The organism is Paenibacillus konkukensis (genome assembly GCF_023523925.1).
Lineage (GTDB): Bacteria > Bacillota > Bacilli > Paenibacillales > NBRC-103111 > Paenibacillus_S > Paenibacillus_S doosanensis.
This window is the reverse complement of record NZ_CP027059.1, coordinates 151,451-171,376: the sequence shown is the minus strand read 5'-3', so window position 1 is coordinate 171,376 and position 19,926 is coordinate 151,451. Positions and strand designations below refer to the sequence as shown.

The following is a 19,926-nucleotide window of genomic DNA, read 5'->3' as shown; positions in this document are numbered from 1 at the left end:
GCATTCACCTCGTCTTTATGCGGCAGGAGCCTGCATCTATTTTTGGCCATACTTTCACTTGATACCCTTGCAGATATTCCCAGCTGTCTTCAGCGGAATCAGAGTCCTGCTCCATGCTCTCTTCGATATACTGAAGGAGTTCATCCTCAGTTTCCCATGTCCCCAGCCCCTTGACTTCAGCGACCGCAATATCGAGACCTTCCTTTACCTTGAAATCGATATACCAGCTCCCTCTTCCGGCAAACAGTTTTTGCAGCTCCCGGTCGATCAGCGTCGGCAAGGGAAGCTGCCCATGCTCCCGGATAAAGCACAGGTCCAACGCAAACTCTGTAGGCATCCTCATCTTCCTTCCTGCTTGAGCCCCCGCTGCTTGGTAATATCGCTGAACATACCGGCATAGTACACGATATCTCCCGCATCATTTTTAACCGCGCTAATCGTGAGCCATTCCAAATAAATGTCGCCGTTCTTCTTTCGATTCCAAATTTCGCCCTGCCAGAAGCCCAGCGCGCGGATGCTATCCCACATGGCATTGTAAAAATGGCGGTCTTGTTTGCCTGACTTCAACAAGCTTGGCGTTTTGCCGATGACCTCATCGGATTCATAACCGGTAAGCTGAGTAAATGCCCCGTTCACCGAGCGGATATTGCCGTTAGTATCGGTAACCATGATGCCTTCAACCGTATTTTCGATGATTTTGGACGACAGACCCAGCTTTTCTTGATAGAACATCCACACAATAAGAATCAAGCTTGCCATAGCCACCTGGGATAAAGCCATGAAGCCAATGGCGTAGTGGCCTGTGAGTTTAAACAGGAATGTAAGCAGAAGCGGCGGGAAGAAACCGCCCAGGCCGCCCATCGCCGATATGATACCGTTGGCAATACCGGCTTGTTTCGAGAAATACATAGGCACCAATTTGAAAATAGTCCCGTTGCCTATGCCTGCGCAAAGCGCAATCGTCAGGCATCCTATCGTATACCAGGTCATCGACGGAGCAAAAGAAAGCAGAATTCCGGAAACGGTTAACCCGGCGAAAACAAAGATAAGAATTTTGAAAGCGTTAAATTTATCTCCCAGATATCCCCCGATAGGCCGCATAGCCGTTGCAAGAACGATAAATCCGGCTGTACGCATGCCCGCATCCACTTTGGTCAAATGAAAGCTGCTGACCATAAAGTTGGGCAAATAAACGGTAAACGCAACGAAAGAACCGAAGGTAAGGAAGTAAAATAAGCATAAGAACCAAAGCTTGGAGTTGCCCGATACCCCTTTAATTTGCTCGACGAGGGACGTTTTTACGGCCGGTTCTTTACGGTCGCCTGCGAAAAAATTGAGAGCCGCCATAATGATAAGCAGGATGCTGTACAGCATGACGGTTTTGGACCATCCCAAATGGTCGGCGACGATCGGCGCGCCGAATGTCGACAACGCGGTACCCACATTACCCGCCCCGTAAATCCCGTTAACGAAACCGTGTCTTTCTTTCGGATAATATTTAGGCAGAGAAGTTACTCCTACGGAGAATACGGCTCCGCCGATCCCCAAGAAGAATCCGCCGATAATCAGGTCCGTGAAAGAGTCGGCCTGACTGACCCAGTACACGGGAGCCAGCAGAAGAATAAAGCTGATGGCAAATAGTTTTCGTGCTCCGTACCGATTGGTCCAGTACCCTACAGGCACCCTCATAACAGAGCCGAATAATACGGGAATGGCAGTTACCCATGTAAGCTGAGAAGGCGTCAATGAAATCGATTCTTTAATAAACGGCATCAAAGATGAGAGTATGACCCAAACCATGAAGCCAAGCACCAGGTTAACGGTTTGCAGCGGCAATTGTATTTTTTTTATCATCGTATTCATTGAGAATTACACTCCCGTCGATAAATCCAAATAGCGAATGGAAATAATAATATATTGCAAATTGCATATACAATAACCGTACGATACTGTTCAAAAAAGTACGCATTCACGGCTTTCTGCGTGCAGATAATATTCAGAAACAACACGACGCAAAGCAGGAGCACCCCTACATAGCTACGCTTCATAGCGCTTCACTCCTATCGCATAGATCGCGCCTTGATCCTCTTTGAGCAGCACTTCGGGCAAAGGTCTTCTCGGAGGTCCGGCGGTTGGAGCGCCTGTTCTGGCATCGAATATGCCGTGATGGCACGGACATACCATTTCGCTTTGTTCTTTGCTCCAGAATACGGGGCATTTCAGATGCGTGCATGCATTCTGATAAGCTTTGTATTCATTCTCGCCCAGCCGGATCAGCAGCGTGGAGTCGTGTTCGCCAGGGTACGCGAATTCAACGGCGTCCCCCACTCTGAGCGATCGGATATCGGCAATCTTTAGCGGCTGATACGGTTTCTTCTTGAGGCCGGTCAGTTCTTTAGCCGCAAGCGCTCCCCATGGAAGAGTAGAAACGGCGAAGACCCCCGCCGCCCCGACCAGCGTCTTCATAAAGCTGCGGCGATCCAGCTTTCGTTCGTTGTTTTTGCGTATATTATGGGTATAATTATCCTCATTAAAAGGACTATGGTTATTATCGCGCTTGTTGTCCTGTTCCATACAGCCTCACTCCAATACCAAAATAGATTAGAACAATTTTTGCTTCCCTTGCAGAATGCCCGGAAGGCTGATCTTCACATTCGTTTCCCCTTCAAGAGGATCGGGGAGCTCATGGCTGGCCGTCCATTTCCCTAACCGATGCTGCTCTTTCTTGGCAGCAAGCTCTTCTTCCGTCAGCCACTGCAAGGTGTTCGTCGGACAAACCGAGGCGCACATCGGCGGGATTCCTTCCTTCGTGCGGTCATAGCAAAGATCGCATTTATACATTAAGTTTTGCTCTTCATCGAATTTCGGAATGCCGTAAGGACATGCGATGGTGCAGTTCTGGCAGCCGATGCATTTCTCGACCAGAGCCGAGAGCACTGCGCCCTCCTCCGTTATCTGGATAGCTTGCGCAGGACAGCTTCGGGCGCAAGCCGGATTTACGCAGTGCAAGCACATCAGCGGGATCGTCTGTCGCGTGACAAGCGGATTCACGTCATATACGTAGTTGCGGTTCCTTTGATCGTGGCCTCCGCATTGGGTACAAGCAGCCAAACAGCTGCGGCAGCCGATGCAGTTGTCCATTTCGATATATAAATGTTGTTTCATCGGACATTTATCCTCTCTGGTTGCTTTTCGATCTGGGCCGCGCAGGCTTTGAATTCCGGCATTCTGGACATCGGGTCCAGCGCCGGAATGGTAAGCAGATTAATAGACTGCTCATGTCCGAAGTGATAAGGAACGAACACAGTATCCTGACGGATCGCTTCAATAATTTTAACCTTATAAAACGCCTCTCCGCGCCGAGTATATAAACGAACCACTTCATCGTGTTGAATGTTATATTTGGCTGCCGTCTCCGGATGAACCTCGACATACGGCTCGGGGCACATATCCCGCAGGAATGGAATTCTTCTCGTCTGATTCCCCGACAGGTAGTGATAAACAACCCTGCCCGTTGTCAGCCGAAGCGGATACTGATCGCAAGGCTCCTCGGCAGGCGGTCTGTAAGGAAGCGCGCATAGCTTCGCTTTGCCGTCCGGGTGGTAGAACTTATGATCCAGGAACATATGCGGCGTACCCGGATCTTCCTCGCTGCGGCAAGGCCAGAAGACACCGTCCAGCTTCTCTATCTTCTCCCAAGTCGCTCCGTAATAGTCGGCATAGCCGCCTTTGGAAGCTAGACGGAATTCGTCGGCTACGTCTCTAGCTGTCTTGAGATGGCGGAAGTACTGCCCTCTGCCGAGGAGCTCCGCCAATTCTACCTCGATCAGCCAATCAGGCTTGGACTCGCCTATAGGCTCTTGCGCCTTATTGATTTTAATAATGCGCCCTTCCAGATTGGTCACGGTGCCTTCATCCTCCGACCAAGTAACGGACGGAAGCACTACGTCTGCAAATTCCGCCGATTCCGACAGATAGATGTCTGCGCAAACCATAAAATCCAGACTCTTCAGCGCTGCGCGGACATAATTCTGGTTCGGCGCCGAAACGGCGGGATTGGAGCATAACAGATACAATCCGCGAATCGTCTTCTGCTCCATCAGCTCGAACATCTCGTATGCCGATACGCCGGGCTGAGGCATTTCTTCCGGCGCGATGCCCCACACTTTGCACACTTCTTCTACATGCTTCGGGTTGGTCAGCTTGCGGTAACCGGGCAGAAGGTCCGACTTTTGCCCATGCTCTCGGCCGCCCTGGCCGTTTCCTTGCCCGGTGAACGTCGCCACGCCGGATTTCGGACGGCCGATTTTGCCGGTCACCAGGCACATATTGGTGTAGGCCGAAACGTTGTCCGCTCCCTTGTGCTGCTGCTCAATCCCGCGGGCAAACATGACGACGGCGTTCGGCGCTTTGCCGTAAATTTCGGCTGCCCGAATGAGCTTCTCAGGCGCGACTCCCGTGATTTCGCTGGTATATGCAGGAGTGAATTTTTTCACGACCTCTTGCATTTCTTCGAAGCCGTTGGTGTGATTACGCACAAATTCAGTGTCAACGTGACCGTTTTGAATGAGCAGGTGGAGCATGCAGTTAGCCAGCGCTAAGTCTGTGCCGGGACGCAGATCCAGATGAACGTCCGCGCGGCGGGCAATCGGCGTCTCGCGGGGATCGGCTACGATCAGATAGCCGCCGCGGTTCTGTACTTCCCATACCCGGAACATGGAGGTCGGGTGGCATTCGGCCGTATTGCTTCCGGCGATGAACAAGCAATCTGTTTCATGCAGATCCGTCCAAGGGAGCGTCGAGCCTCTGTCTACTCCGAAGCTGCGAAGAAAACCTGCGGCTGCGCTTGACATACAGAACCGGCCGTTATAGTCGATGTAGCGGGTTTGCAGAGCAACCCGGGCGAATTTCCCTGTCAGATAGCATTTTTCATTGGTCATCGAGACACCGCTGAATACGGATAGCGAATCTTTACCGTATTTCCCTTGAAGCTCTTGGAATTTGTTCACGATTAACGCATAAGCTTCATCCCAGCTGGCTTCACGAAAGCCTTCCTTCGTTCCTTTGAGACTTGCGTCGTCACGGATCAGCGGTCGCAGCAGCCGGTCATCATGGTTCGTCTGCTGGTAAGCCGTTACGCCCTTCGGACACATCTTGCCGAGTGTAACAGGCCAGTCGTATCGCGGCTCAACGCCGATAATCTTGTTGGTCGATTTATCGACTCGAAGGTTCATGCCGCACTGCATGCCGCAGTAGGAGCAATGTGTCGGCACCAGCTCTTCGTTCGGGTGCTGTTTATTGGCAATGACTTTAAAAAACTTATCCTTTGGCATTCTGGTTAGCCTCCTTCACGTGAATCTGATGCGTAGGTATTCCGGTAAAACGAGACATTCTATATTTACGGCGGCATGGCAGACACAGCTCGGCCAAGTGGTAGCCCTCTTCGGTTTTGAATTCGATCTCGTTTACTTTCAGCACAGCGATAACATCATTGGACTGCTCCTCCGATACGAAGCCGTTTCCGCATACCTTGCAGCTTTTGGTTGCCTGCTCGGCGTAATGCTCGCGATAGTTTCGGGCAAATACGCTCATCGGACGGAACGGGATATGCGCCAATTTTCCGAAAGGTATATAGATCAGCGTTACGATCACGGACCATTGATGAATCAGCGTCACAACCGAATGTCCGTACCCGTGAAGGAAAATATTGCAGAATGTGAGCAGCAGCCCCGTGATACTTACAAAAAGCAGCATATACAGCGGTAGAAAATCGTAAATCAAGGTCTGCTCGGCGCGGGCCTGCATATGTTTGATTCTGCGGTACAAAGCCATGCATACGCCGCCTATGACCATGAACGCCGTAATGTTCAAAGCGTTGTAGAACAGAAATCCGAGCATGCCGTCCGCTTTAATCTTCATAATGTCGATCCCGAAGCCGACTACGGTGTACGTTCCGTTCTCGCTCATCGTGAAGTACATCCAGCCGAATACGAGGGGAAAGGTTACGAAGGCGGACAGTATACAGCCCCAGCCCAGCAGCACGTGCTGCGTCCAACGGTACCAGCCTCGGTTCCATATAAACCGGTAAGTAATCAGATGCTCCGTTGCAGTCTGCGGCGTGCTTTTGCGGAACAGCAGCTTGATGCCTTTTTTCAAAATGATTTTGGTCGGCGGCCGCTCTCCCCATGCAATAAATCGATAAAAGAAACCTCCGACGAAAACAACGGTACCTACCATGTACCCATACAAAGCCAAATCCACGTGTGTGAACATTCTTGATCCAATGCCCATCAGAATAATTAAACCGCATACGGTGAGGAACACACATTTGGCAAATTTTGATGCGAATGCTCGATCCATGTTATCATTGCTCCCTCGCTTATTGACCTGATGTTTGTATTAAACCATGAGCGGCCGTCCGTCCTCCGTGATAAAAGTCATTGTGAGCCCTTTAATATCGAAAAGACTCAGCAAATGACCAGCTGCCCCGGCCCTCTCGCCGAAGTCACTGGAAGCAGCTACCAGGCGAATACGCGAGCGATCAGGCCCATGTCATTATTCAATATACCTCAGCGAATCCAAGGGGATTGTGATCCCCCTCACATTTTGAAAATCAATCTCATTTGTTTTCACAAATCGGCAGCAAAAAAACAAGCCCCCGGCTTCAACACTCGCCAGAGGCTCTGCTGGAATTGCTATTGAAAACCTTATTTCTATCCGCCGATATGGGACATCTCTACCATGCGCCTAGGAGATGTCTGCGCGAGTCTCGTTTCCGAGTAACGGTCCTGACGTTCGCTCCATACTTGAACGATCCGCTGCCTTACTTCATCATCGCTGGCGCCGGCCCGCATTACACTCAGCAAATCCGTTTTATCCGAAGCAAACAAGCACGTATACAAATGCCCCTCCGCAGATAGACGGGCCCGCGTGCAGCTGCCGCAAAAAGCTTGCGTTACCGAAGAAATCAAGCCGATCTCCGTATGTGTTCCTTGGTAGCGGTAACGCGTCGCGACCTCGCCATAATAGTTCGGCGCCACCGGTTCAAGCGGCATGTCGGCATGAATGATTTCGATAATCCGCTTGCTGGGCACGACCTGCTGCAGATTCCAGCCGCTGCTGTTCCCAACGTCCATAAATTCGACGAATCTTAGCGTGTGCCCGCGCTCGCGGAAGTACCGGGCCATAGGAATGATGTCTTGATCGTTAACGCCTTTTTGAACGACCATATTGATCTTTACGGATAACCCGGCTGAAGCCGCGGCATCGATGCCCTCAAGCACGGTCCGGACCGGGAATCCCCTTCCGTTCATCCTGCCGAATCGTTCGTCGTTCAGGCTGTCCAGGCTCACGGTGATGCGTTCCAGTCCCGCTTCCCTTAATTGCTGCGCTTTCTGCTTAAGCAGCGATCCATTAGTTGTAACAGCAATGTCCTTAACGCCCTCGATACTGCGGATTCGGGAGATGATGTCGCCGATATTTTTTCTTAACAGCGGCTCGCCGCCTGTAATGCGGATTTTCTCGACGCCCAGCGAGACAAATATTTGCGTCAGCCTTACCAATTCCGGCAGGCTGAGCAGCTTCTCCTCAGACAGAAAGCGAAAGTCCGCTCCAAATATCTCTTCCGGCATACAATAACGGCAGCGAAAATTACACCTATCCGTTATGGATATGCGCAAGTCCCGAAGCGGCCTTCCGAGAGCGTCAACCGGTGCAGTCGGGTAGTCTCGCGGTTCCATCGATGGCTCCTCCCTTTCCGTATATCGTCGTTTCATAGGGAAGCGGGATAACCCCCACCTGTTGGCCGGCGCTTACTCCCTTGGAGCCTGAGGGGATTCGGATCTGACAGTTCGCATTGAAGAGCAGCTCCAATTCGCCGCTGCCGCTGCCAACCGTAAAAAATTCGGCCATAACATCATAATCGCCGACCGACACGCCGCCGCTGACAAGCAGCATGTCGCATTCCTGTACAGCCTCCCGAATGATGCGGGCAACTTGATCGATGCGGTCCGGGGCAGTTCCATAATGAACGGCAAGTCCGCCGTACTGCCCGATTTGAGCCGCGAGCATATAGGCGTTGCTGTTGCGGATTTTCCCGGGCAGAAGCGGCTGACCGACATCGCTCAGCTCGCTTCCCGTCGTTAATACGCCGACACGCGGCCGGCGTATGACAGGGACTTTGTCATGGCCCAGCGAAGCAAGCAGCGCAATCTGTCCTGGCCCGATGCGGGTGCCGGCCCCCATAAGCAGTTGGCCGATCGCTACCTCGTCGCCAATGTTGGCAATGTTTTGTCCAAAAGAAACGTTATGTTTAATATGGATAAAAACTTGTCCATCCTCTTGAAATTCTTCAGTCTGCTCAAACATCACCACAGCAGTAGCCCCTTCGGGCACAGCCGAGCCCGTCATTACGCGAATGGCCGTCCCGGATTCGACCTGCTTATCCGAAACGCTCCCGGCAGGAACTTCATCTATTACCCGCAGCCGCGCGGGCTGCTGCGGAGCTGCGCTTGCAGCGTCTGCACTCATAACCGCATACCCGTCCAGCCCCGATCTGCGAAAATGCGGCATGCATTCCTTCGCATACAACGCTTCCGAGGTTCTTCGAAGCAGACATGATTCCAGAGGCACATACTCGCTGCCTAGCCTCTGTACATGCTGCATGATCATATGCTGAGCCTGATCCACCTTGACCGCCCTTCGGGCAAACCTGCCGCTTCTGTTTATCATAGGTATAGATCCTTTCGTAAGCCCGATGTCGTTGATTGAATCATAAAGCTTTGCAACGGATAGAGATGTGATCCTCGTCACTGCCGCGAATATTTAGTTTATTAGATAACCGAATTATTCCCTAATCGTCTATCTTTTTATAACGAATCCCTGCATTAAACCGGTATGTCGCTAAGGAAATCTTTTGAGTTTTGTGATCATTAGTTTCAAAGTGGTTTTTTACCGCAAGCCATTACAAAGTTCATCATAGCGTATGCATCAGGGGAATTGTTCCTGCTGACAAAGACGCCGCGGCCGCAGCGAATCTCCACATCGTCGTCATTCACCTGCTATATTTTGTTAGCGAGCAGTTCCATTTCAATCTTTACCGTTTTCAACAGATGGTCATGATAACGGCCCCAATTCCCCTTGCTATTTCGACGATTGTACTTGTATTTCCGCGCTAGCCTTCCGACGCCGATCCACAATGCCCAAAGGTCAATTTCGGTATAGTCATCATCCGAAAGCTCTACCACTTCGTTATACCCCATTGCCAAGGAAGGGAATCCCTGAGTAATCTGATTATACTGTCCATCATGCAATTTGAAATGCCCCAAATCATACAGCGGACTGCTTCCCTGGATTTCGCCAAAGTCAATAATCCCCGTAAATGTTCCGTTATAATGGAAAATATGATCATCGTCAAAATCGCCGTGAGCTAAACAAGAACCGTGCCTTCCCATCAAATCAGCTCCCGCATCGAATAGGCTGCTGATTTGGAAGACATCCCTCCGACTGAATCCATTCTCCGATAATAATACGAGCCCTTCCTCAAGAACTTCATAGAGGTAATCATGCATCGATTTCTTTGGCCCCTGCAAGGGCCGCGCATCTTCTTCCCTCCCCCTCTTAACGAAACCAAAACCGTCCACGCTTACTTGATTGATAACCGCAATTTGTTTTCCCGCCTGAACGAGTATGCCATGATAAATGTCTTTCGAGCCGCAATTGATAACGTTTTCTCCGGGGATTTCACCGACGATCATGAATGACATCCCTGAGATATGTTGATGGGGAGCGAAGAAGATGACCTCGGGAACAAGGACTCCCTTTTCCCTCAGTAAAGAATGCACCTGCACTTCCACCGCAAAACTACAGTCTTCCTCCGGGAGAATTCGGAGATAAACGGTACGATCTTCGAGTTGCACGCGATAAACATAGGTAGAAACTCCCCTTAATTCTCGTTCTATCGTTTTTACTGTCTTATTGAGACTTTCGCTTGCGATTTGTTCGACCAGATCAATAGGCGGCGCATCATTTTTTTTCAATAGCCTGTTTCCTTCCTGAATTTGGATTTACAATCATCATACATAAACGGCTGCCAAAAAGCCTTTGATACTTTGTCTATAACAAAATTTTATGCCAATAGAAAAAGCCGCGTTCTAAGCGGCTTGCCCCTTATTATACAATCTCATCATCACGTCACGTTCCTTCTCCAGCGGCCAGGCCGATAGCCTTCAACAAGGCTTCTATCCGCTTCCCGTACGTATGTTCGGACAAGGTGCGCCTCCGCGCCCGCTCCGCAATAGCCCGGCGTTTCCGGTCCTTGCTCAAATACAGGTTAATCAGCCGGACACACTCCTCCACAGAGGCGAACGGAATGATGTCCTTCCCCGGAGTATAGTACTCCCCAAGATCCTTGCGGATATCGAGCAATTGGAACGCTCCGCAGGCAGCGATTTCAAATGTCCGATTGTTGATGGAATGCGCATCCAGCGCGGAGCTGTTCTGATTAAACGGATCGTCGATCGACCGGTGAATATTTAAAACGATCTTTGCGCCATTGTAATAGCGCACCGCTTCCTCAGACGATATCCATCCCTCGTCCCCGTGAGAGCGGCTTAGCATGACATGTGAGCCTTCTGGCGCTTTCAATCGATCCCACCAAAGCCCCAGAATCGTAACCTTTTTATCCTCAAGCCTGGCTATTATTTGCTCGAAGAAACGCACCCGGTTCCAAAAGGCGCTGCCGATGAAACAAAGATCGGAGGCATAGGAATCCGGCACCTTCACGGGATGAAACACGCTCGTGTCCGCCGCTAAAGGCAAATGATACACGCGCTTGCACCCAAGCCGCTCATACCGCTGTACCGAATTGCGATCCTGCGTAAAAACAAAATCGAAATGGACCGCGATTTCTTTCGACCAATCGGAGTAATACGGGTCGTCTGTAAACCAGACGGCTGTTTGGGCAGCCGCTCGTTTCAATTGGGAAAGCCGATGTCTCGGCATAAACAACGCATGAAATACAAGCAGCAGATCAGGCTTCCCGCTTCCAGCCGGCAATTCCTCTTTGGGATGCGCAACCGTTACCTGCTGTACTTGCTCCCGCAGCGCATGAATGATCGCCGATTCCAGAGGCGGATAAGGCGAGCCCACGCCGGAGGTTATGAAGTGAACGTGCAGCGGAGCCTTCATCTGAGCATCTTCCTTTCCTACTCATTTCCAAGTGTTAGTTCATCATATGTTGATTTGGGAAGAAATCCTATACGATTGATACGGAACAAATCCCCTATCTTTTGCCGGGCCATAACCAGATGCCTCTGACTGAACCTTCCCGAGCATCATATAGTATAACGAACAAGTTTAACTCTCATTGGAAAAGGAGATGACAATGACATTTGAACAGAGTAAACGGCATGGTTAGCGTGGTGGTCCCGTGCTATAACGCATCTGCGTTCATAAGGAGCTGCCTGGACGGCTTACTTAAGCAGACCTATACGCAAATGGAATGGATTTTAGTGGATGACGCTTCTTCCGATTCGACGGTGGACACGATAAACTCCTGGCTTCATGACTACCGCTCCGAGACGGAGCGATTGGCGAGAGTCGTTTTCCTCCCTCTTCCGAGCAATGTTGGAACAGCCGGCAGTTATACGATCGGCATGTTTCTCGCTCGCGGCGAGTTTATCGCTATTCACGACTGCGACGATATTTCCCATCCCGAACGGCTGGAGAAGCAGGTGCAATTTCTGAGCGAGCATCCGGAGTTCGGATTGGTCGGCACCAATTACATTGCCTTCGAGGACCAGAATTACCATAAAACCGTTATCCCTCAGTGGCTGGCTTACGGAAGCGATATTCCGCAAAAGTATGATGAGGGGCTTCATTGTATTTCGAATCCGACGGTCATGCTCCGAGGAAGCACGTTTGACCGGATCGGAGGTCATACTCGCAAAATCCCGGGGGCGGAAGACTTCGAATTTTTCGCCAAGTGCGCAGCTGCCGGAATTCAAATGGACAATTTGCGGGAACCGCTATATTTCTACCGGCTGCATCCCAAGCAGCATTCGAGACTATTTTATCCTTAGCCGCCAAAAGAAAGAAAATAAGGGCCATTCCAACAGCCACATGCAGTATGGCTGAGGAAGGGCCCTTTCGGCATCATAGATGAAACCGGGTTGAACCTTTAGAATTAGACTTCGACCAGATCATTGTAGAGCTCGACGATGAATTGAAGACCGGCCGGATTTACGTCACCGTTCGTCGAGTAGTTCACTACTTCATAAGATACGACGAAGAAGTAAGTGGTAAGTGCAGGAATAGTAACCGGAAGTGTCGGGACGTAAATACCGGAAAACTTAGATATATTCTGCCATCCGAACGGCGGAGAGTCAGCCTGTCCCGCATCGCTCAGGCTGCCGTCCGGCGCGCCTCCGGCAGGCGTAACGGAGGTTTCAAGCGTAATCCCGACAAGAGGAATGTTCAAATATTCTTCAATAAATAGCGTATGGGCATTATCCGTGAATGTATCGGCCACGGCCAGACGGGTAATACCGGCGACGATGAGATCCGTGTACTGATAGGCTTGAGCAAAATAGACGGTTTCCGATGCCGCAGGAGACGCATCGTTCCATACATATTCTGGGTTAGCCAAACCTTCCGCGGCATAATACTCCAGGTTCGGCCAGAATGCGCCGGCTTGACCGATATTCGTAGCCAGTCCGCTGGTTGCGGTTGCAGTTCCCGTGATGGCTGCAGTAATCGCATCTGTCCTGCTTGCCGTCGAGTACCAGGTCGTACCGGAATTGCTGGTAAGGGAAGCTAATCTTGATAGCGGCATATCTAATACCACACTCCTTTGTTTATTATCACGCTGGTTCCGTGATTATACTTTCATAGTATTCTTTCTCTATAGCAATAGCTTGGATGAATGACGCTAGTTACTCGTATATTCTTATATTCAGGCTCTTAACGAGATACAGCATAATACGGGAAAAGAGGGCCCCTTTAAATAAACTGGTACCCATACACTGGACACTTCAAAAAAAGTGTTTAGTGTGTGGGTACCTTTTTGTATACTGGAGACAACAGTGGAGGCGAACAAAATGAGCAAAAAGCATTTTAATAAATATGAACGTGAACGACTAGCGCTAAATCCGCACGTTTTGCGGGTGAGCGAAAAATCGATTACTTATGCCGATGAATTCAAACGTCTATTCATCGATCAATATATGTCGGGTCGAACACCTAGAGAGATTTTCGAGGCGAGTGGGTTTGATGTGGAGATGCTCGGGATAAAGCGAGTGGAGCAGTGCGCGGATCGTTGGAAGAAAGCTTACGAGAAGGACGGAATCACGGGGCTAGCGGACTCACGTAAAGAAGCAGCATTACGCCCCTCACAACGCCCCTTATCCCAGGAAGAGATGATCGCGAAGCAGGAAGCGAAGATTAAACTTTTGGAGGCTCAATTGGCATACGTAAAAAAGTTAGACAAGAACGAAAGGAGGCTGTTAGCAAACGGACAAAACCTACCCAAGAGTGACTGTTTCGAGCTTATTCAAAATGCAGTAAAGCAAGGCCTAGAACGGATGACGCGTTACTTCTGTCAATTACTTGGTGTGTCTCGTTCCGGGTACTACAACTACCTTCAAAGCTCGGACAAACGGCTCGCACGCATCAAAGCGGATGAGCAGGCCGGTGCTTTGATTAAGAAGGCATTTCATCGAAGAGGCTTCAAGAAGGGTTCTCGCTCCATTAAGATGACGTTAGAAAATGAATTCCATATCGTGTATAACCTGAAACGAATTCGAAGATTAATGCGCAAGTTTAACCTCGTATGTCCACATCGAAAGGCTAATCCTTACCGAAAGATGGCAAAAGCCACGCAAGAACACCGCACGCTTGAGAATACGTTACAGAGAGACTTTAAGAAAGGTACGCCAGGTCTCGCTCTGCTAACAGATATTACGTACTTGCCATATGGCCATTCCCAGACGGCTTATTTGTCAACCATTCTAGATGCTTCTACAGGCGAGCTTCTCACTCATAACTTGTCCACGACCCTCCACCTCCCTCTTGCAACAGACACGATCAAATCACTGATGAGGCAAAGACGGTTGAAGTTACATCAGGACGCTTTCATTCATTCGGATCAAGGCTGCCACTACACGAGTCCTGTCTATCAGAAGCTTTTGAAAGATAACGGGTTAGGACAATCTATGTCTAGACGGGGGAACTGCTGGGACAATGCCCCTCAGGAGTCTTTCTTCGGCCATATGAAAGACCATGTGAAGAGTCGCGATTGCAAATCCTTTTCTGAACTAGAGCAAGAAATTAAGCGCTATATTCATTACTATAACCATTACAGATACCAGTGGGGGTTAAAAAAGATGACTCCTGTACAATACAGAAATCATCTCTTAAGTGCGGCCTAACTCTTTTTTTAAAAGTGTCCTTGACTAAGGGTCCAGTTTAAAAAAAATCTTACAGGCGCCCTCTTTTTTATTTGCTAGCAAGCAATTGATCGTATACATTCAATGTGCTCGAAGCCGCAGCTTCAATATGATAATAACTTTCGATATATTTGCGGCCAACCCAGCCCCACTCTTCCCTGGTTTGGGGAGCCAAATTCAGTACCTCGTTTAAATGCTCCTTCAGCATCCATTGCGATAACGGGTGCTTAGATTTGTGATCTCCGAACCAAAGCCGCCAGGCGGACTCGTAATTTTCCGGCTGTACGATGCCGAAATAACCGTGCGTGCCTACTGCGATAACCGGCGTTTTACAAGCCAACGCCTCTACTGCAACCCGGCCCGTGCCGATCACGCAATCGCTGCTGGAATAAAGAGCGCACATATTCAATGAATCGCCAAGTAAATGAATGAACGGTTCATCTGCCGCGGCGTTGGTTTGTTCGACCAACGCTTCGATTTTGCCCGCTTCACTCCCCGCTCCCACAATCATAAGGCGCAGAGAAGCAAACGCTTGTTCTCTCAACTGCTGGCATGCTTCGACAATATTTAAGCAAATATCCGCCTTTTCCCATGTTAAACGTCCTACGTAAAGCACGAGAGGCGCATCCTCCGGTATACCGTATCTGGCTCTAAAGTCGGATTTGAGCGATGGGCGGTTCGCATACTCCGTGGGATTGATACCGTTCGGAATCAATATCGGGGAGTTATAATAATTTTTGACGAATTGCTGAACGGGAGGCGTAACGGTAATGACAACCGAAGCCATATCAAGAACAGGCAGTAAGTCGTTGCCGTAATAAAGACCGTGTACCGTATAGACAAAAGGTACCTTCACCTGGCTTGCCGCCTTAGCTGCGAAACTTCCGGAAGGAACCTGATGACCGTGAACAACGGATATATTTTCGTTTTGTATAATTTTTTTTACTTGTCGGATAATTTCATCCTTGTTCTCTTCGTTCGATCTGTAGGAATCGGTTACGAAATCGATTTCGTACACCGGACAGCCCAGCGCTAAAAACGTCTCCAGCATGCGCCCGTTTTTGCCGGCAACCGCAACATAGATTCCTTTCTTTATCAGCTCTCGCGCGAGCGATAAACAGTGGGTTTCCGTACCTCCGATATTAAATTGATCCAGAACCATCAGAACTCGGGCGTCGGCGGTCTCTTTTTGCTTATAAGGGTGAGCGGTTTTTCCGATTCTGGGATGGAGCGGGCAATTGAAATGAAATTCATGCTTTCTTTTATCCTGCGGTACTAAAGGACCCTGAATGATAACTTTTAAGGGCTCTTTCCTGAGGGATTTCTTCTTTTCCGGTTTCGATTTCCCCGCTCGTTTCAAAGCCACCTTCGACCATCTCCTTATCTGAATTCACGTATGCTGTGCACCGAACGGAAGCAAGCGGTCTTGAGCACAAAGCAACGCTTCGTATTCCCTTATAGATAATGCTATGTGCAGAGGGACGTTTGGGTAAGGTATATTCGCTTGTTTTTTTGGAAAAAACTTTGACTAACCTATTAATGCACATTTGTTACCATAGGTTGGTCAAAAGGCAAAAAACCGACTTTCCTACTCCGAGGCAGGATAATCGGTTTTTGTTTGCTTGCTACCATGATAATATGCGCGCGGCTTAACGAGTGCAAATCAAATAAAGAGGATTTCCATCAGGATCATTGAAGTGTGCCAGCCGGGTTCCATTGTTTTCAGTAATATGCTGGAATTCAACGCCGCGAGATTTCAGCACATCGATCGCCGGCTCTAATTCCTGTACTTCAAATCCAATAGAAATGCTCTCTGATTTTCCGGGTTGAATACCTTGTTCACCCGAGGGATGCAAGAGCCCGATTGTCAGTCCCGGTGCCGCAACTTGCGCAAAATGCCCTTCCACTTGGTGTTGTAATTGTAATCCGAGCGTCTCTACGTAAAATTGTCTCCCAATCCTAGATTTCGTTTATATGCGAAGATCTCCTCCACGGCTCGATGATACCCGCCCGCAGTTCGGAACGAATCGCCAATTTCAACACAAGCCTCTCGAATCGATGCATCCTCGAACACATGTTCCGCCGCCTCTCGAAGATCCCGAGCGGTTAACCCTTCTTGCTTCAGGTGGATGCCTGCACCGATTTCAGCCACACGCCGCGCCACCATAGGCTGGTCTGCGCCTTGGGGAAGCACAATCAGCGGCACCCCATAATATAATCCTTCGCTGGCGCTGTTCATGCCGCCGTGCGTGATAAACAATTTGGCGCGTTGCAATACTTCGAGTTGCGGTACATAGTTACGAACGATAAAATTATCGGGAATGTCTCCCAATTCCGCAATCTGGGTTTGTCTGCCTACGGATACAATCACGGTGTACTTCGTTTCGGCAAACGCCGCAAAACAGAGCTTGTAAAATTCCGCCGCTTGATTGATAACGGTACCGAAAGAAATGTAAACCAATCGATCCGTGTCCACATGAGAGAAATCAAAATGACTGTGCGAACGCGGCACTACAGACGGTCCAACAAACTTGAACGTCTCGTCGAAACTTTCACCATCGGGCTGAAAGCTTTTCGACGTGTAGACAAGGCTCAACGGCGCAGGATTACAGGATACCTCGTAAGCGGAGCCCACTCGTACATCGTATTTCGCTTCCACTTGACTGACAAGGCGTTGAAACTCCTGCTGCGCTTGTTCGTTCACGTCGGCCGGAAACTGGCGCAAGAGGTGATCGTGCATCATGTCAAAGCTGTTTTGCTGAAGTGCAAAGCTTGTGTATGAATTGATTGCCGGCAAGTCGAGTATTTGCGCAAGCAAGCGTCCACAGCCGAACATCGAATCATGAATGATGTAGTCAAAATGCTTTCCTTTGATTTGATCGAGGACACTGGGAATGATAATGTCGGCAGTCCGCAAAAGTCCGCCCGCCCTTGCCCAAGGATTTCTTCCTCCGGCCAGGAACGCCTCCACAAATTTGCCGCTATCGAACGTGATCACCTCTGCGCCCGTTGACTCTACGCGATCACGATACTGATCCGCTGTAAAGTAAACCACCTGTTCGCCGCGACGGATCAGTTCTTGAACAACGCCAAGCGTTGGATTGATATGTCCTTCGGAACCTCCGTTGATCAGTAATACACGCGCCATAATCATCACCTCATATTATTAAGTACACCGTTCCAAGCGTCCGCCGCTAGCGGCCGTTACTTCGGCAATCGCAAACTTACTCATACACCGTCCCTTCTCCATTCATTTGAAGATTATGAATTAACTGCAAAATCCAAGCCTCGTCCAAACGAAGCTTGTCCAACCGATGCCGGAACCAGATCAGATTGTACTGTCGTTCCTCATCGGGCATCATTTCGTCTTTGCTTATATACTCCACCCGTTCTTCCTCATGGCGAAGCTCAAACCGCAAGTAATCCTTGTACTGGTGCAAAATCAGAAATTGCAATTCTCTGCTGATAATGTCAAAATTCGAAAGCTTGGCGTAAAAGTGCAGATCATAGTCCGGCGAGTATGGAATCGGTTCTTCCATCAGACGAAAAAAACGACGCTTACCATCCTCGGTTATTCTGTACATTTTTTTCTTCTTTCCTCTTCCTTGCCGGGAACCCTCCTGTTGTTCATCGGGGACCTGCTCGATCAGCCCATCTGCAAGCAGGCTATGAATGAGCGGATAAAGCACCCCCCAGCTGATTTTTCGCGTAGGTCCAATAGCTCCGTTCAAGATCGTATGCAGCAAATAGCCATGCATCGGAGCACCCGTCAATTCGCCGAGTATAAATAATTCGGTCAAGCATAAGTCCTCCCTTAAAGGTTGATTCATTTATATTATATCAAAAAGATATATTTATTCAATATATTTTTTCGATATATAAATCTCAATAGAAGCTGCTGGAAATCGCAATCGTTAGTTTTGGCGGGATCATAAAAAAACGGACATGGCTGCGTCTTTACGAAAGACCCAACCATGCCCGCTGTAACACGGAATCTATTATTTTTTCGAAGTCGATTGCGCCGCGTTGCGGTCGCCGACGGTGACTGTAATGTCTTGTTTATTGCCGTTGCGCACAATCGTCAGCTTCACTTTGTCGCCGACTTTTAGCGCCTGAATTTTTTTGGTTAATTCGTCCGCCGTGGAGATTTCTGCGCCGTCTACGGCGACAATGGCGTCATATTCGCGCAACCCGGCTTCAAAGGCCGGCGTTTTAGGTTGAATATCGGCGACAACCGCGCCTTTAGTGCTGCTTAAGTTCAGATCGCCTAACATATCTTCGGTAATATTGGCAACACTAACACCAATGTACGGAGACGGTTCCTTCGGAATTTCAACGTTGTTTTTCAGATTTTCCAGCACTGAGCTGATCGTGCTTGTAGGAATGGCGAACCCGATACCTTGCGCTTCGGAGCTTACCGCCGTATTGATCCCGATCACTTCGCCGTTCATGTTCAGCAGCGGACCGCCGGAGTTCCCCGGGTTAATAGCCGCATCGGTTTGGAACAGATGTTTGTATTCTCTTGTCCCCTTGTCATCCGGGATACTGATCGGACGCTCCTTGGCGCTGATCACGCCGGAGGTTACGGTGTAGTCGAAATCGTACGGGTTACCGATGGCGACAACCCAGTCGCCCACTTGCGTATTATCGGAATCGCCGATAGGCAGCGTCGGGAAGTCTTTGTCCCCTTCTATTTTCAGCACGGCCAAGTCCAGATCGTAGCTGTTACCGAGTAGCGTGGCTTTAAAAGGCGTATCGTATCCTTGAACGGTAACATCGATTTCGTCGGCGCCGTCAATGACGTGTTCGTTGGTTAGAATGTAACCGGACGATTGGAAAATAAATCCGGAGCCCAATCCGCTCGATTGCAAAGCTCCGTCATCCTGATTTTGCGTGGAGCCTTTCCCGCTTCCCCGGCCTTGATTACCGAAAAACTGTTGGAAAAACGGATCGTTGTACATTGAATTGCCGTTTTTGCTGCTCTTTACTTTCGTTTCGATTTTCACGACAGCCGGTCCTGCCTCCTTAGCGATATCCGCAACGCTTTTGGTCGATGACACTACGTTGTTCAACGATGCGGTTTTGGCGCCGTTATTGCCGGAAACCGAGGATGTTTGCGGTGCCGCCGCGAGCTGCGGACCCGTAAACAAATTGTATTTGTCCGAAGCAAACATCAGGCTCCCTACTACCAAAGCCCCGGCCATAAAAGCGGCAAACGTGCTTTTCATGGAACTGCCCTTCTTCATATCCATGTTCTCAGGTGTGTTCAGAGATACTCTGCCGGAATATTTGAAGAACGACCCGCTTCGTCTTGGAGGCGTCGAAACGACCTCGATTTCATCGTCCATCCGATGTTGTGCAGTCTCTTCACGCTCGGCATCAGTTTTATAACCATCATATTGATTTTTATTGTTGTTGTTATCCATAATAAAAGCCCTCCTATGAATGAAATTGGTTGGATTAGCGATGTTATTATTGCTGT

At 49.5% G+C, this 19,926-nt stretch carries 18 protein-coding genes; 2 read left to right on the top strand and 16 right to left on the bottom strand.

The features are described from left to right. Nucleotides 1-4 precede the first annotated feature (4 nt). The 10 genes from SK3146_RS00725 to SK3146_RS00680 form a co-directional block, all read right to left on the bottom strand. The gene (locus SK3146_RS00725) at nt 5-337 is read right to left on the bottom strand and encodes a hypothetical protein (protein ID WP_249863255.1); all 333 of its coding nucleotides are present in this window, start codon (nt 335-337) and stop codon (nt 5-7) included. A gap of 2 nt (nt 338-339) precedes the next feature. Further along, entirely contained in the window at nt 340-1,854 is a 1,515-nt protein-coding gene (locus tag SK3146_RS00720) for an MFS transporter (protein ID WP_249866135.1), read from the bottom strand. 183 nt (nt 1,855-2,037) lie between these two features. Continuing rightward, on the bottom strand, nt 2,038-2,574 hold the full coding sequence (locus SK3146_RS00715) for a Rieske 2Fe-2S domain-containing protein (protein ID WP_249863254.1): 537 nt from the start codon (nt 2,572-2,574) through the stop codon (nt 2,038-2,040). A 27-nt stretch (nt 2,575-2,601) separates the two neighbouring features. Continuing rightward, nucleotides 2,602-3,165 carry a 4Fe-4S dicluster domain-containing protein gene (locus SK3146_RS00710; protein WP_249863253.1) on the bottom strand — a complete coding sequence of 188 codons (564 nt, stop codon included), beginning with the start codon at nt 3,163-3,165 and terminating at the stop codon, nt 2,602-2,604. Further along, nucleotides 3,162-5,333: a molybdopterin oxidoreductase family protein gene (locus tag SK3146_RS00705; protein WP_249863252.1), complete on the bottom strand. Its 2,172-nt coding sequence runs from the start codon at nt 5,331-5,333 to the stop codon at nt 3,162-3,164. The genes SK3146_RS00710 and SK3146_RS00705 overlap by 4 nt, the downstream gene beginning before the upstream one ends. Next, the gene (locus SK3146_RS00700; protein ID WP_249863251.1) at nt 5,320-6,360 is read right to left on the bottom strand and encodes a hypothetical protein; all 1,041 of its coding nucleotides are present in this window, start codon (nt 6,358-6,360) and stop codon (nt 5,320-5,322) included. The genes SK3146_RS00705 and SK3146_RS00700 overlap by 14 nt, the downstream gene beginning before the upstream one ends. Before the next feature lie 353 nt (nt 6,361-6,713). After that, nucleotides 6,714-7,739 carry a GTP 3',8-cyclase MoaA gene (gene moaA, locus SK3146_RS00695; RefSeq protein ID WP_249863250.1) on the bottom strand — a complete coding sequence of 342 codons (1,026 nt, stop codon included), beginning with the start codon at nt 7,737-7,739 and terminating at the stop codon, nt 6,714-6,716. Continuing rightward, entirely contained in the window at nt 7,705-8,730 is a 1,026-nt protein-coding gene (locus tag SK3146_RS00690; protein ID WP_249863249.1) for a molybdopterin-binding protein, read from the bottom strand. Before SK3146_RS00690 ends, moaA begins: the two co-directional genes overlap by 35 nt. Before the next feature lie 329 nt (nt 8,731-9,059). Continuing rightward, on the bottom strand, nt 9,060-10,037 hold the full coding sequence (locus tag SK3146_RS00685) for a phosphotransferase family protein (protein WP_249863248.1): 978 nt from the start codon (nt 10,035-10,037) through the stop codon (nt 9,060-9,062). 154 nt (nt 10,038-10,191) lie between these two features. Beyond that, entirely contained in the window at nt 10,192-11,187 is a 996-nt protein-coding gene (locus SK3146_RS00680) for a CgeB family protein (RefSeq protein ID WP_249863247.1), read from the bottom strand. Nucleotides 11,188-11,408: 221 nt separating this feature from the next. Between SK3146_RS00680 and SK3146_RS00675 the strand changes: the two genes are divergently transcribed. Then, a complete protein-coding gene (locus SK3146_RS00675) occupies nt 11,409-12,080 on the top strand; it encodes a glycosyltransferase family 2 protein (protein WP_249863246.1) in 672 nt (223 codons plus the stop codon). A gap of 104 nt (nt 12,081-12,184) precedes the next feature. Here SK3146_RS00675 and SK3146_RS00670 read toward each other — a convergent pair whose 3' ends face one another. Continuing rightward, nucleotides 12,185-12,832 carry a hypothetical protein gene (locus SK3146_RS00670; RefSeq protein WP_249863245.1) on the bottom strand — a complete coding sequence of 216 codons (648 nt, stop codon included), beginning with the start codon at nt 12,830-12,832 and terminating at the stop codon, nt 12,185-12,187. 265 nt (nt 12,833-13,097) lie between these two features. On the opposite strand from SK3146_RS00670, the gene SK3146_RS00665 reads away from it, so the two are divergent. Further along, entirely contained in the window at nt 13,098-14,426 is a 1,329-nt protein-coding gene (locus SK3146_RS00665) for an IS3 family transposase (RefSeq protein ID WP_249863244.1), read from the top strand. 67 nt (nt 14,427-14,493) lie between these two features. Here SK3146_RS00665 and SK3146_RS00660 read toward each other — a convergent pair whose 3' ends face one another. The 5 genes from SK3146_RS00660 to SK3146_RS00640 form a co-directional block, all read right to left on the bottom strand. Beyond that, complete coding sequence (locus SK3146_RS00660) at nt 14,494-15,606, bottom strand: glycosyltransferase (RefSeq protein ID WP_249863243.1); 1,113 nt, start codon at nt 15,604-15,606, stop codon at nt 14,494-14,496. 487 nt (nt 15,607-16,093) lie between these two features. Next, nucleotides 16,094-16,351, bottom strand: coding sequence for a VOC family protein (locus SK3146_RS00655; protein ID WP_249863242.1), 258 nt, complete (start codon nt 16,349-16,351; stop codon nt 16,094-16,096). A 29-nt stretch (nt 16,352-16,380) separates the two neighbouring features. After that, the gene (locus tag SK3146_RS00650; protein ID WP_249863241.1) at nt 16,381-17,592 is read right to left on the bottom strand and encodes a macrolide family glycosyltransferase; all 1,212 of its coding nucleotides are present in this window, start codon (nt 17,590-17,592) and stop codon (nt 16,381-16,383) included. A 76-nt stretch (nt 17,593-17,668) separates the two neighbouring features. Continuing rightward, on the bottom strand, nt 17,669-18,244 hold the full coding sequence (locus SK3146_RS00645) for a PadR family transcriptional regulator (protein WP_249863240.1): 576 nt from the start codon (nt 18,242-18,244) through the stop codon (nt 17,669-17,671). A gap of 198 nt (nt 18,245-18,442) precedes the next feature. Then, entirely contained in the window at nt 18,443-19,870 is a 1,428-nt protein-coding gene (locus SK3146_RS00640) for a S1C family serine protease (RefSeq protein WP_249863239.1), read from the bottom strand. Between the last annotated feature and the right edge of the window lie 56 nt (nt 19,871-19,926).